The organism is Streptomyces flavidovirens DSM 40150 (assembly GCF_000429085.1).
Classification (GTDB): Bacteria; Actinomycetota; Actinomycetes; order Streptomycetales; family Streptomycetaceae; genus Streptomyces; species Streptomyces flavidovirens.
Genome location: NZ_AUBE01000003.1, coordinates 280,122 through 293,779, shown reverse-complemented (window position 1 = coordinate 293,779; position 13,658 = coordinate 280,122). Strand labels below are relative to the sequence as shown.

General features: G+C 71.8%; 8 protein-coding genes. 3 read left to right on the top strand and 5 right to left on the bottom strand.

Going from position 1 to position 13,658, the window contains the following annotated elements; genetic code table 11:
* Positions 1-8: 8 nt before the first annotated feature.
* From G412_RS0106555 to G412_RS0106545, 3 genes are all read right to left on the bottom strand, one after another.
* Positions 9-1,643, bottom strand: a complete 1,635-nt coding sequence (locus G412_RS0106555; RefSeq protein WP_028811369.1) for a hypothetical protein — start codon at positions 1,641-1,643, stop codon at positions 9-11.
* The gene (pelF, locus tag G412_RS0106550; protein ID WP_028811368.1) at positions 1,643-3,181 is read right to left on the bottom strand and encodes a GT4 family glycosyltransferase PelF; all 1,539 of its coding nucleotides are present in this window, start codon (positions 3,179-3,181) and stop codon (positions 1,643-1,645) included. The genes G412_RS0106555 and pelF overlap by 1 nt, the downstream gene beginning before the upstream one ends.
* A gap of 110 nt (positions 3,182-3,291) precedes the next feature.
* Positions 3,292-5,325, bottom strand: coding sequence for a hypothetical protein (locus G412_RS0106545; RefSeq protein WP_051338177.1), 2,034 nt, complete (start codon positions 5,323-5,325; stop codon positions 3,292-3,294).
* A gap of 315 nt (positions 5,326-5,640) precedes the next feature.
* On the opposite strand from G412_RS0106545, the gene G412_RS0106540 reads away from it, so the two are divergent.
* From G412_RS0106540 to sucB, 3 genes are all read left to right on the top strand, one after another.
* The gene (locus G412_RS0106540) at positions 5,641-7,179 is read left to right on the top strand and encodes a leucyl aminopeptidase (RefSeq protein WP_028811366.1); all 1,539 of its coding nucleotides are present in this window, start codon (positions 5,641-5,643) and stop codon (positions 7,177-7,179) included.
* Between the two features lie 323 nt (positions 7,180-7,502).
* Positions 7,503-8,891 carry a dihydrolipoyl dehydrogenase gene (lpdA, locus tag G412_RS0106535; protein ID WP_028811365.1) on the top strand — a complete coding sequence of 463 codons (1,389 nt, stop codon included), beginning with the start codon at positions 7,503-7,505 and terminating at the stop codon, positions 8,889-8,891.
* Positions 8,892-8,944: 53 nt separating this feature from the next.
* Positions 8,945-10,822: a 2-oxoglutarate dehydrogenase, E2 component, dihydrolipoamide succinyltransferase gene (gene sucB, locus G412_RS0106530; RefSeq protein ID WP_028811364.1), complete on the top strand. Its 1,878-nt coding sequence runs from the start codon at positions 8,945-8,947 to the stop codon at positions 10,820-10,822.
* An 87-nt stretch (positions 10,823-10,909) separates the two neighbouring features.
* Here the strand turns inward: sucB and G412_RS33535 are convergent, their stop codons facing one another.
* Positions 10,910-12,508 carry a type 1 periplasmic-binding domain-containing protein gene (locus G412_RS33535; protein ID WP_078606826.1) on the bottom strand — a complete coding sequence of 533 codons (1,599 nt, stop codon included), beginning with the start codon at positions 12,506-12,508 and terminating at the stop codon, positions 10,910-10,912.
* A complete protein-coding gene (locus tag G412_RS0106520; RefSeq protein ID WP_157839067.1) occupies positions 12,505-13,560 on the bottom strand; it encodes a hypothetical protein in 1,056 nt (351 codons plus the stop codon). The genes G412_RS33535 and G412_RS0106520 overlap by 4 nt, the downstream gene beginning before the upstream one ends.
* Between the last annotated feature and the right edge of the window lie 98 nt (positions 13,561-13,658).

Sequence of the window (13,658 nt, the reverse complement as noted above, 5' to 3'; positions counted from 1 at the left end):
GGGCATCCTCAATGACGGTGGGCTGTCGCGCGACCGAGCAGTACGCAGACCAGGGCGGCCAGCACGGCGGACGCGACGCCGGGGATCGCGAGCTCCGCCGCGCCGGCGACGGCCGGGCCGGTGAACAGGGCCGCCGTCTGGAGGGCCGCGGCGACGCCGCAGACGGCCGCCGCGACGGCCACCGCGCCGAACGCCTGGAGCAGCAGTCCTGTCCACAGCATGACGCCGGTGAGCAGCAGTCCGGTCGCGCGGTTCGCGTCGGGCAGGGGTGCGCCGAGCCACAGCAGGGTCGTCGCGGCGAGGAGGGCGAGCAGTACGGCGAGGTAGCCGCTGAGGCACTGGGCGAGGCTGACGGTGGCCGCGCGCCGGAACGAGCGGTGTGTGGTGTTCCCCCGCAGAGCGGCGTCGCACGCGCGCCGGAACCGGTACAGGAGCCACTCGGCGGGCCCCATGCTGAGGGTGAGCGCGACGGCGCCGGGGGCCGCGACGACCCCGGAGACGCCTCCGGCGAGCGCGTTGTGGAGCACGGCGTGCAGGACGAGCACGCCGGTCGCGAACCCGAAGACGCCGTACGGCAGGGACCGCAGAAGCGACGGCCCGGCGACGGCACCGGGCCGCGTCCCCGGCCGCCTCGCGGTCCCGGCCGGCGCGCCGGGCGCGTCGGCGCCCCCCTGGGCGGAGGGCCGGGGGCCCGCGCCGGGCGCGGGCCGCTCCTCAAGCGGCGGAGGGGCTGAAGTGGCCGGACGGTTACGGAGGCGCGCACTGCCACTTCGGGAGGGGAACACGAAGCCCCCCGCCCGCAGCACCTCGCGGGCCGCCAGCGTCAGCACCGCCACTCCCGAGGCCGCCAGCAGCGCCACCCGCCCCGCGCCCGGCACGTCATGCAGCAGGGTCAGCACGGCGCCCGCCGTCATCGGGGTCAGGGCGTACAGCAGCAGGCGCTCGCGGCCGAGCACCAGCAGCGCCGTCGCCGCGCCCTGGTACAGCGCCTGGGCCGTGGCGAACGACGCCGCACCGCCCTCCTGCGGCCCCGCGGCGGCTACGGCGACCGCCGTGCCCAGCAGGGCGCCCGCCGGAGCGCCGGTGAGCAGGGCGCGGGCCGCGGCCCGGCGGTCGCCCCGGCCGAGCCAGGTGTACGCGCGGTGGGCCAGCGCCTGGTTCCACGCCCAGCCGGTGAGCGTGCCCGCGAGCAGGACCCCGGTCCCCGCGGGCAGGCCGCGCCCGTCCTCCGCCGCGCCCGCCAGGAACGGCGCCGCCAGGACGTACGCGAGTCCCGGCAGCGCGAACACCAGGCCGCGCAGCAGACATGCGGCGAGCCCGATGCTCCAGCGGCCGCCGGACCCCGACGGCGCCTCCGGTTCCGGTTCCGGATACGCCCTGGGTACGCGCGCGAAGAGGTCCTCGGCGAGGGCGAAGGAGTTTTCGCGACCGTACGTGAGCCGGATGTGATCGTCCGTCATGCCGTCGGATTCGAGAATCGCGGCGATCTCGTCGGGGTGTACGGCGGCGGCTGTCAACCCGCTGAGCCGGTCGCTGAGTTCGTTGATGGGGTCCGCCGCCCAGCCCGGCCGCTGTCTCGGTACGCCGGGCAGCGTGTCCCGCCGTGCGCCCGTGCCCGCGTCCATCCACAGGGAGCCGCTCATCACGCCGCCCCGTGTGTCGACAGGTCACTCCACCAGGGGTCCCTGAGTTCGGTCGTCCAGTCGGCGGGGAGGGTGACCGCGTGCAGGCCCTCTGCCTCCGGTACGCCGTCCAGTTCGCGGTAGATCCGGCGGAAGCCCTCCACCGAGCGCCGCAGCGTGAACAGGTCGATCACCCGCTGCCGCGCGAGCCGCCCCAGTTCGGCCCGCCGGGCGTCGTCGCCCATCAGGTCGAGTACCGCCCGTGCCATCGCCCCGGGTTCGCGCGGCGGCACGACGACGCCCGTGTCGCCGACGGCTTCCCGTACGCCGCCCACATCGGTCGACACCGTCGTCCGCCCGCAGGACATCGCTTCGAGGATGCTGAAGGGGAAGCCCTCGCTGATGCTGGAGAGCATCACGACGTGCCCCGCCCCATAGGCGCGCGCCACATCCGAGATGCGTCCCTCGAAGGTGATGCCGTCACTCACGCCGAGCTCGGCCGCGAGCTTCTCCAGCTTCGTGCGGTACTCCTCGCCGCCGTCCGGCACCCCGCCGAAGAGCCGCAGCCGGAGCTCCGGGAGCCGGGCGCGGGCGAGCGCGTAGGCCCGTACGAGCGTCTCCAGGTCCTTGATCGGGTCGATGCGGCCGGCCCAGCTGAGCGTGGGGACGTCCGGTTCGGGACCGGCGTACGGGAAGAGGTGCGGGTCGACGCCGTTGTAGACGGTGCGGATGCGCTCGGGCGGTGCGCCGCCCCGCTCCTCCCAGCGGCGGTTGTACTGGTTGCAGGGCGTGATCAGGTCGGCCTCCCGGTAGCCGAGCGAGTTGAGTTCGCGGTAGAAGCCGAGCAGCAGTGCCTTGACCGGCCAGCGCTGGGCGGCCGTGCGGTAACCGAGGTAGCGCTCGCGCAGGTAGATGCCGTGCTCGGTGAGCAGGAAGGGCGCACCGTCGAAGTGCTTGGCGGTGAGCGCGGGGAGGGTGGCGAGGCCGCTGCTGACGGCGTGCGCGACGCTGTCGGCGGGCACGCGGGCGGCCAGCGGCCGCAGCAGGTGTTCCAGCAGGTCGGTGGCGGTGAGCGCGTCGTGGAGGGTCGGTTCGGCGCGGGCCGTCGGCAGGTGCCGCATGGTCCAGACGCCGGTGAGGGTCCGCAGGGCGGCCTCCGAGCGCAGGGCGGGGGTCAGCCGCCCCTGACGCGAGAGTGCGGCGAGTTCGTACAGCTCGTGGCCGAAGTCGCAGGCGGCCTCCGGGTCGAGGACGGCGAGCAGGAAGCGTTCGTACGCCGCGAGAAAGCGGCGGCGGTCCCGGCCGGCGAGGAGGCGCGGGCCACGTCGCGGGCCGCGTAAGTCCGTGTCCGTTCCCCACAGCGGGACCGTCGTGTGCCGGTAGACGTTGGCCGGCAGTTCCCAGGTGACGGGCTCGCGGCCGCTGCCGGTGAGCGAGACGACGTGGAAGTCGACGTCCGGCATTCCGCGGACGAGCTGGTCGCACCAGGTGCTGACGCCCCCCTGTACGTGCGGATAGGTACCTTCGGTGAGCATGCTGACGTGGAGCCCGCGGCTCATGTGCGTGTCCCCCCAGGGCGAGTGACGAGTGCGGTACCGGGTGCTGCTGGTCGGGCAGCCCGGAGAACGGAAAGGGCGGAAAGGCGGACAGGGCGGACAGGTCGCGCCGGTCAGGCGGGAAGCCTGAGTGTGATCGCCTGCTGGAGCGCTTCAGGCGATGTCCAGGCCGAGCGCCGACCCGCGTAGGGCGTGCCGAACTCGCTGGTGCCCAGGACGAGTTGCTTGCGCGTACCCTCCGGCGCGGTGACGGGCGCCACGACCCCGGACGGCGCCTCGACGGTGGCGGTCGTGCCGACGCGGTACGCCGTGACCTTGCCGTCCGCGAGGGCCTTGTCCCAGGCGGCGCGGCGGGCGAGCTCCGAACCGACGTCCCGGTGACGCGGGTTGACGACCGGGGTGTTGTCGGCGAAGAGGGAGCGGTAGTCGCCCAGCACCTTGTCCAGGACGGGGTAGAGGAGCCGCTCCTCGGCCAGGTTGGACTGGTGGACGTAGTGCGGGCGCGGGTCGTTGGCGATGACGTGACCCAGAGCCGTGCGTGCCTCCTGCGGTGCGATGTACGCCGCGTAGCCGGTGGCCGCGTCCAGCGGTTCGTCGAGGCAGGTCGAGCCGGGGTTGGTCTCGCAGACGCCGCTGCCGCCGTCGGCCCTGCTGGTGTAGATCCAGTTGTACTCGTCGGTCATCTCGGCGGCGGTGCCCACGTTGTAGTACACGTTCATCGGGTGGCGCGGCACGGTGAGCGCGCTGCCGAGGGCCCGCTGCTCCGGTTCGCGGGAGTTGTCGCTCGCGACCCACTTCACCCCGTTGTCGGCGAGCGCGCCGGCCAGGTTGGGGTTGTCCGCCGGCTGCTGCGGCAGGGTCTTCAGCCCGGAGTGCTCGCCGGTGACCAGCTCGGCCCTGTCGACGGTGAGGCCCCGGCCCACCGCCCAGTCGTGGTTGTCCCTGATCTGGGCGGAGATCTCGGCGCGGCTCATCCACACCGTGCTGCCCGCCGCGTCCTTCGCGCACTGCCACGGCACGGTCGAGGTGTCCTGGACACAGCCGAGGAAGGGGTGCGTGTACGTGTGGTTCACCCAGCGGTACTCCGCCCGGTCGGCCAGCAGCTGCGTGGTGAGCGGGTCGCTGCCGCCGTTCTGCGCCTTCCACGCCTCGCCGGCGCCCCCGTTGTAGACCATGTCGAGGGTGAAACCGGCGCTCTGCTGCCACTGGGCGGCGTACAGCGCGTCCTGCGCCGTCATCCGGATCGGCGTGGTGCCCGCGCCCTCGCCGTCCCCGCAGTCGAAGTCGCCGGGTGTGCAGTTGAGTTGGGTGTCCCAGCGGCTGTCGGGCGCGAAGACGTCGTCGACGTGCACGGAGAAGTAGTTGCGGCTCTGCCCGAGGTGGACGCCCTGGGTGAGCCATTCGACGATGCCGCGGGCGAGCAGCCGGAACTGCCGCTGGTGCCGGTTGTAGGCGAAGGTGACGACCAGTTCGCGGCGCCCGTCGTGGGCGTACTCGCCGATGAGGCTGGCCCGGCCGCCGTCCGCGCCGACCGGCATGTCCAGGTAGCTGGTATAGCCCTCGCGGGGCCGGCCCGCGTACCCGTAGCTCTCACCGACGGACGGCGAGTTGTCCTCGAACTCGACGGGGCCGTCCAGGTAGCCGAAGGGACCGGCCTTCCCGGCCGGGGTCACCGCCGCGTCGACGCCGTCGAGCGGCCCGGCGTACCCGCCGTCGCTCGTGTCGTCGAGCCCGACGCCGGGATGCGCCCAGGTGTACGCGTCGACCTGGCGGACGCCGAAGGTCTTCTCGTACGCGGCGAGGGCGTCCGCCTCGGCGGATCCCGCGCCGAACGGGTCCGCGTTCGGCAGGACGACCCCCTGGTACTTGGCGCGCGGCCGCCCGTCGACCGTGTCGGCGAGGAAGGCCGCGTCGATCACCGGCCGGTCCGGCCGGCCGAGCCGCACCACGGTGTACGGGACACCGGTGCCGCGCAGCTCCGACTCGACCGCGTCCACGGCGTCGCCGCCGTCGTCGACGACGAGCACCCTCAGGTCGATGCGCGGCACGGTCGCCGCCCCCGCGCCCGTGGGCGGCGCCGCCACCACGAGCAGACCGGCCACCAGGAGAGCGGCCCCGGTTCTGCCCATACGCGTCCTGTACGCCATGGCGCACCCTCCCCCTCGAACGATCCAGCCGCGGAGAATGCGCGGGCGATCCGTGGAAATCATGCAAAGCAAGGCGACCGTCACTTGCCTTATTGCCACGAGTGTGACGCAGGCCTCACCACGCGCACCGTAAACACGAAAAGGACACCTCTGATGAGTGAACTGGTCGCTGCCGTGAGCGAAGGGGGCAACCGCGCGTAGGCTCATTCCCGGCGCATCCGGCCGGGCCGCCGGGCCACCGGGTACGGGCGCGCCGGGCACGGCCGGCCCCACCCAATCGGCCGAAGAACTCAACGGAAGCGAGATTTCACCACCGTGACTGCTCTCACTCTCAGCACTTCCGGCGCGGCGGCGCTGCGCGCCGACGCCATCGTCGTCGGCGTGGCGAAGAGCGCCAAAGGCCCGGTTGTCGCACCCGGCGCAGAGGCCGTGGACAAGGCGTTCGACGGAAAGCTCGCCTCCGTCCTGGAGACCCTCGGCGCCACCGGCGGCGAGGGCGAGGTGACGAAGCTGCCCGCGCCGTCGGGCCTCAAGTCCCCTGTCGTACTGGCTGTCGGTCTCGGCACGGCCCTGGACAAGGACGACGCGTACAGCGCCGAGTCGCTGCGCCGCGCCGCCGGTGCCGCCGCCCGCGCGCTGCACGGCTTCAAGAAGGCCGGCTTCGCGCTGCCCGTCGAGGCCGTCGAGGACGCCGCCGCCATCGCCGAGGGTGCGCTGCTCGGTGCGTACGCCTTCACCGCTTACCAGGGGGGCGAGAAGGACGGGAAGGGCGAGAAGTCCGGCAGCGGCGTCAAGGAGCCGCTCGCCGAGATCGCCGTGCTCGGCGGCAAGCCGCGCGACAAGGCGTTCAAGGCCGCCGCGGAGCGCGCCCTCGCGCTGACCGAGGAGATCAACCGCGCCCGCGACCTGGTCAACACGCCGCCGAACGACCTGTACCCCGAGTCCTTCGCCGCCGTGGTCGCCGCCGCGGGCAAGGAGCACGGCCTCAAGGTGCAGGTGCTCGACGAGAAGTCGCTCACCAAGGGCGGTTACGGCGGCATCCTCGGCGTCGGGCAGGGCTCGGAGCACGGTCCGCGCCTGGTGAAGCTCGCCTACACGCACCCCAAGGCGGAGAAGACCCTGGCCTTCGTCGGCAAGGGCATCACGTACGACTCGGGCGGCATCTCGCTGAAGCCGGCCGGCCACAACGAGACGATGAAGTGCGACATGGCCGGCGCCGCCGCCGTGTTCGCCGCCGTCATCACCGCCGCCCGCCTCGGCCTGCGGGTCAACGTCACCGGCTGGCTGGCGCTCGCCGAGAACATGCCGTCCGGCGGCGCCGTCCGTCCCGGTGACGTGCTGCGCATGTACAGCGGCAAGACCGTCGAGGTGCTCAACACCGACGCCGAGGGCCGCCTCGTCCTGGCCGACGCCCTGACCCGCGCCTCCGAGGAGCGCCCGGACGCGATCGTCGACGTGGCGACGCTGACCGGCGCGATGGTGCTGGCGCTGGGCAACCGTACCTTCGGCATCATGGGCAACGACGAGTCGTTCCGTACCGCCATCCACGAGATCGCGGAGGAGGCCGGCGAGCAGTCCTGGCCGATGCCGCTGCCGGCCGAGCTGCGCAAGGGCATGGACTCCCCCACCGCCGACATCGCCAACATGGGTGAGCGGATGGGCGGCGGCCTGGTCGCCGGCCTGTTCCTCCAGGAGTTCGTCGGCGAGGACATCGCCTGGGCGCACCTGGACATCGCGGGTCCCGCCTTCAACGACGGCGGCCCGTTCGGCTACACCCCCAAGGGCGGCACCGGCTCGGCGGTCCGCACCCTGGTGGCGCTCGCCGAGCGCACCGCCGCGGGCGACCTCGGCTGATCCGCGCGATTTCGTCGTAGGTACGGTCGTACGGTCCCGGGCACGCGTCCGGGGCCGTACGCACGCGCGTACGGCCGCAGGAATACGTACGCTCGATTCCGCCTTCAACGAAATCCGTACATCCGTACGCCCCAGTAAACCGAGACGAGCGCTCCCCCGACCGTCTCGTTCCCCGGCCCCGCGTCCCGCCGTCCGTCAACAAGTGCGAAGATGGGTTCTCGGCAGGACAGGGCCCCCACCACAGGGCCGAATAAAAGCGGCCGAACACCAGCCGCCGCCCGGTCGAAGACCGGCGACCGGCGCACATGCATGGAGGACGTGACGTGGCGAACGACGCCAGCACCGTTTTCGACCTAGTGATCCTCGGCGGTGGTAGCGGCGGTTACGCCGCGGCACTGCGCGGAGCGCAGCTGGGCCTGGACGTCGCCCTGATCGAGAAGAACAAGCTCGGCGGCACCTGCCTGCACAACGGCTGCATTCCGACGAAGGCCCTGCTGCATGCCGGCGAGATCGCCGACCAGGCACGCGAATCCGAGCAGTTCGGCATCAAGGCCACCTTCGACGGCGTCGACATGGCAGGCGTCCACAAGTACAAGGACGACGTCATCGCCGGCCTGTACAAGGGGTTGCAGGGCCTGGTCGCCTCGCGCAAGGTGACGTACATCGAGGGCGAGGGCAAGCTCTCCTCCCCCACCTCCGTCGACGTCAACGGCCAGCGCGTCCAGGGCCGCCACGTCCTGCTGGCGACCGGCTCCGTGCCGAAGTCGCTGCCGGGCCTGGAGATCGACGGCGACCGCATCATCTCCTCGGACCACGCGCTGACGCTGGACCGTGTCCCGAAGTCCGCGATCGTGCTGGGCGGCGGCGTCATCGGCGTCGAGTTCGCGTCCGCGTGGAAGTCCTTCGGCACCGACGTCACCATCGTCGAGGGCCTGAAGCACCTCGTGCCGGTCGAGGACGAGAACAGCTCGAAGCTGCTGGAGCGCGCGTTCCGCAAGCGCGGCATCAACTTCTCGCTCGGCGCCTTCTTCGAGAAGGCCGAGTACACCGCCGACGGCGTCAAGGTCACCCTGGCCAACGGCAAGGAGTTCGAGGCCGAGCTGCTGCTCGTCGCGATCGGCCGCGGCCCCGTGTCGCAGGGCCTGGGGTACGAGGAGCAGGGCGTCGCGATGGACCGCGGCTACGTCCTCGTCGACGAGTACATGCAGACCAACGTGCCCACCATCTCGGCCGTCGGTGACCTCGTCCCCACCCTTCAGCTCGCGCACGTCGGCTTCGCGGAGGGCATGCTGGTGGCGGAGCGTCTGGCCGGTCTGAAGACCGTGCCGGTCGACTACGACGGTGTGCCGCGCGTGACGTACTGCCACCCCGAGGTCGCATCCGTCGGCATCACCGAGGCCAGGGCCAAGGAGATCTACGGCGCGGACAAGGTCGTCGCTCTGAAGTACAACCTCGCGGGCAACGGCAGGAGCAAGATCCTGAAGACCGCGGGCGAGATCAAGCTCGTCCAGGTCAAGGACGGTGCCGTGGTCGGCGTCCACATGGTCGGTGACCGTATGGGCGAGCAGGTCGGCGAGGCTCAGCTGATCTACAACTGGGAGGCGCTGCCGGCCGAGGTCGCGCAGCTCATCCACGCCCACCCGACGCAGAACGAGGCGATGGGCGAAGCCCACCTGGCGCTGGCCGGGAAGCCTCTCCACTCCCACGACTGATTCAGTCCGGGCGCGACGACCACTTCCGCAATTCGTAAGGAGCAACAGAAACCATGCCGGTTTCCGTAACCCTTCCGGCGCTCGGCGAGAGCGTCACCGAGGGAACTGTCACCCGTTGGCTCAAGGCCGAGGGTGAACGCGTCGAGGCCGACGAGCCGCTGCTCGAGGTCTCGACCGACAAGGTCGACACCGAGATCCCGGCCCCCGCGGCCGGCATCCTCTCGTCCATCAAGGTCGCCGAGGACGAGACGGTGGAGGTCGGCGCCGAGCTGGCCGTCATCGACGACGGCACGGGTGAGCCCGCTGCCGAGCCCGCCCCGGCTGCCGCCGAGGCACCTGCCGAGGCGCCCGCCGCTGAGGCTCCGGCCCCGGCCGCCGCCCAGCCGCAGCCCGAGGCCGCTCCGGCCCCGGCACCGGCCGCCGAGGCTCCCGCCGCCGCTCCGGCCGGTGGCGCCTCCGGTACTGACGTCGTACTGCCCGCACTGGGCGAGTCGGTCACCGAGGGCACCGTCACCCGCTGGCTGAAGGAGGTCGGCGAGGAGGTCGCGGAGGACGAGCCGCTGCTCGAGGTCTCGACCGACAAGGTCGACACCGAGATCCCCTCCCCGGCCGCCGGCACGCTGCTGGAGATCCTGGTCGGCGAGGACGAGACCGCCGAGGTCGGCGCGAAGCTCGCCGTCATCGGTGCCGCGGGCGCGGCCCCGGCCGCCGCCCCGACGCAGGAGGCCCCGGCCCCGGCCGCCGCCCCGGCGCAGGAGGCCCCGGCCCCGGCCGCCGCTCCGGCGCCCGCCGCCGCTCCGGCTCCTGAGCCGGAGGCTGCGCCGGCTCCGGCCCCCGCGCCGGCTCCGGCCGAGGCCGCTGTCGAGGCTCCGGCTCCGGTCCAGCCGGCTCCCGCCGCTGCCGCTCCGGCTCCCGCCGCCCCGGCTCCGGCCGCTGCTGCTCCGGCCGCTCCCGCCCCCGTCGCGCCTTCCGCGGCCGAGGCGGAGGGCGCGTACGTCACTCCGCTCGTCCGTAAGCTCGCCGCCGAGAACAGCGTCGACCTCAGCACGGTCAAGGGCACCGGCGTCGGTGGCCGTATCCGCAAGCAGGACGTCGTGGCCGCCGCGGAGGCCGCCAAGGCCGCCGCCGCTGCCCCGGCTCCCGCCGCTGCTGTGACTGCCGGAGGCCATGCGGCGACCGCGAAGGCTCCGTCCCTCGAGGTGTCCCCGCTGCGCGGCCAGACGGTCAAGATGACGCGCATGCGCAAGGTCATCGGCGACAACATGATGAAGGCCCTGCACACGCAGGCCCAGCTGACCTCGGTCGTCGAGGTCGACATCACGAAGCTGATGAAGCTGCGCAACAAGGCGAAGGACGCGTTCGCCGCCCGCGAGGGCGTCAAGCTGTCCCCGATGCCGTTCTTCGTCAAGGCCGCGGCCCAGGCGCTGAAGGCCTACCCGGTCGTCAACGCCCGGATCAACGAGGACGAGGGCACGATCACCTACTTCGACACCGAGAACATCGGTATCGCGGTGGACGCCGAAAAGGGTCTGATGACCCCGGTCATCAAGGGAGCGGGCGACCTCAACCTCGCCGGTATCTCCAAGAAGACCGCCGAGCTGGCCGGCAAGGCCCGCTCCGGCAAGATCAGCCCGGACGAGATGTCCGGCGCGACCTTCACGATCAGCAACACCGGCTCGCGCGGTGCGCTGTTCGACACGGTCATCGTGCCGCCGAACCAGGTCGCCATCCTGGGCATCGGTGCCACCGTCAAGCGCCCGGTGGTCATCAACCACCCGGACCTCGGCGAGACCATCGCGGTCCGCGACATGACCTACCTGGCTCTCTCCTACGACCACCGTCTGGTGGACGGTGCCGACGCGGCCCGTTACCTGACGGCCGTCAAGGCGATCCTGGAGGCCGGCGAGTTCGAGGTCGAGCTCGGCCTGTAACACGCACAGCGGTACGTCGTACGAAGGCGCCCCCGTCCGGAGTGATCCGGGCGGGGGCGCCTGCGTACGGCCGCGGCGGCCTTCGTATCACCGCTGCCTGGGGATCTGGCAGGCGCCGGTATTCCGGGGGTCTTTGGCGGGCGGTGTGCCGCGAGGCCACGCCAGGTCCACGAACTGCGGCTTCTTCTCGAACGGGTTGAGCCGGACGACGGCCACCGCCTTGTTGTACGGATTCCCGGCTCCGTCCAGGCAGATCCAGCCGCTGGCGCCCTCCACCTTGTCCACGCCCTGCAGGCCGTCCCAGTCGTTGCGGATGTCCCGGAGGCTCGGCAGGCCGTCCGTTCCCTCGGCGTGGATACGGATTCCCCTGATCGCCGTCCAGGCCGAGTCGTGGGCGGAAATGGTCCGCGAATCACTGATGTCCGCCGGGCCCATGGGTACGGCTTCGGCGCACGGCGGCTTCCCTTCCAGGCACCGCCGCAACTTCTGGACCGGCCCGGCCGATCCGCCGGTCGCCGGAGCCTTCTTCGAAACCCAGCTGTCGGGGTGCGCGACCGAGGTGTACTGGACCACGACCTGGCGCCGTCCGGTCGATGTGTCGCCGCGCAGCGCCTCCCAGTCCAGTTTTTCGTCGGCGTACAGCGTGGACGCGCCCGAGCCGCTGACCACGGTGAAGTCGCGGTCAGCGCAAGGACGGTGCACGGCGAGCGCGTTGACGAACTGCCGCAGATGGACGGGCCGTCCGGCAAAGTAGACGGTGTCGACCGGCGGGGTGGTCGCACAGATATTGGTCGTCATCCGCCGGAACTCGGCGGACAGACCACTCTCGTCGTCCGGCCCCTGGGAGACGAAACTCAGTGGATCACGCGGTGAACCGCGCAGCCTGCGCTCGAACGCATCCCGCAGCGAGCGCACGTAGTCGTCCTTCTCACGGCGGTCCTCGACCAGGATGGCGCGCTTGGGGTCACGCTTCTTGTCGTAGAGCGCGAGGGCCTCGGCCTGTTCCGCGTTGTCGGGGACCACACGGGCGAACCCCTTGTAGCGGATGTGATCGATGTCGGGGTTTCCGATGCCGCCCGTGAGCGCCCCGCCCACGACGGGGATGCCCTTGTTGTTCGTCAGGTCGTCGATGGCGTCCTTCGTGGCCTGGACGCTGAGGTCGAAGCCGAAGACGACGCGGAGATTGTCCTCGGGGGACTTCGCCATCCTCGCCAGCTCTTCGGTGACGGGCTGCCATTTTTCGCGTGTCTTGCCGGGGTGGGCCAGCACCATGCGGATCGCGGGCGGGTCGCCGCTCTCGTCCGGGTCGTTGTTCGCCCGGTACTGCGCGATGTACGCGCCCTGCACCTCGTGCAGGATCATCTTGCGCACCTCCGGGTGGTCGGAGGCCATGGGGATCATCAGCGCGATGGTGACGTGAGGTTTCTTCTCGACGCGCTGGTTCTCCTCCTTGATACGGGCCGACACCTGGGCCAGTTCGTCCATGAAGACATGGCTGCCGTCGGTGACACCCACGCACTCGCCACCGAGCTTCTCCAGCCGCTCGCCGCAGCCGTCGGGCCAGGCGTCGCCGAGCGGTTCGCGCAGGAGGAACCCCAGTCCGGCGAGGACGAGCAGGGATACGACGAGGGTCAGCGGGCCCACGCCGGGTCTGGCCCGCGGAGGGCTGTCCTGAAGCTGTGTCACTGCCCCTCCCCGTCACCGTCGGCGCCCACCCGTACCGCGAGCAGCCACCGCGCCTGCGGCCCGTCCGCCGGCCGTCTGCTCCACTCGTTGAGCTCGTGCTCCAGCCTTCCCAGCGCCGGCCGCCCCAGCGCGATGTCGCTGTCGCCCCCGACCGCGATGACAACGGGACGGGTCCCTGTGTGTCTCGATGCGCGCCACGTGATGTCGTACGCCGTGGCGAGCGCGCTCAGGAACGTCGTCCCGGCCTGCGTATGCGCCTCGGGCACCAGCAGGAGCGGCGGTCTGGCGCGGTTGAACCGGCGGTAGCGGCCGTAGTACGCGTCGATGTCCGCGAGGAGCGCCGCGGTCAGCAGATGCTCCACCGTGTGCCCGTCCTCGTCCCGGCCCGCGTGGAACACCGTGAACAGCTCCGTGGCGACCGCGTCCTGCCAGGAGAACGCACCTCTGGGTACGTTCCACAGCCTTCCCCACCACCGCAGCGCGGTCTTGTCCGGGCGCGGCGCCTGGTGTCCCAGCAGGGTGAAGAGAAGGCCGACCGCGATCCCCGTACGGCCGGCTCCGGCTCCGGCGAGATACGGCGCCAGTTCGGCGCGCAGCCGGGCCCTGGCCTGATGCCCCTCGTCGGCGTCGCGGGCCGTCCGCAGCTGATGTCTCAGCCAGGTGTGGCCCTCGGCGATCGCCCGCAGGTCGGGCCGGTGCTCGTCGGCCCAGCTGTACGCGAGCATCCCCAGCGTGAAGCGCGGAAAGCTCATCGGCTTCCGGAACCAGGCGTAGCCGCCGAGGCCGTACGCCCTGGTCGACAGGCGCAGCAGGAAGTCGATGACCTCGCGCTGGTCGAGCGGCACCTGGCTGTCGTTGACGGGCAGGACCCGCCGGTAGCGGTGGTGCAGCCGGCGCAGCACCTCGGCCTGTTCCGCGGCATCGAGCCCGGCGACGACTATGACGGGCGGCCCGCCCCTCTTGCGCAGCCGGCTGCCCGCACTGCGCCGGATCCTGCGCTCCATCACCAGCTCGGGCACGATGTGCGTCAGCAGCACCTGGTATCTGGACACGGTCTTCCCCGCCCCCCATTCGCGGTTCCGCCGGCTGTTCCCGCGGGTGCCCGCGAGGTGGTGAGCGAATATACGTACCACCAAGCACCTGTGGCCAT

Coding starts and splice junctions, on each gene's coding strand:
- G412_RS0106555 (WP_028811369.1), bottom strand. CDS start 1,643: ATGAGCGGCTCCCTGTGGATGGACGCGGGCACGGGCGCACGGCGGGAC.
- pelF (WP_028811368.1), bottom strand. CDS start 3,181: ATGAGCCGCGGGCTCCACGTCAGCATGCTCACCGAAGGTACCTATCCG.
- G412_RS0106545 (WP_051338177.1), bottom strand. CDS start 5,325: ATGGCGTACAGGACGCGTATGGGCAGAACCGGGGCCGCTCTCCTGGTG.
- sucB (WP_028811364.1), top strand. CDS start 8,945: ATGCCGGTTTCCGTAACCCTTCCGGCGCTCGGCGAGAGCGTCACCGAG.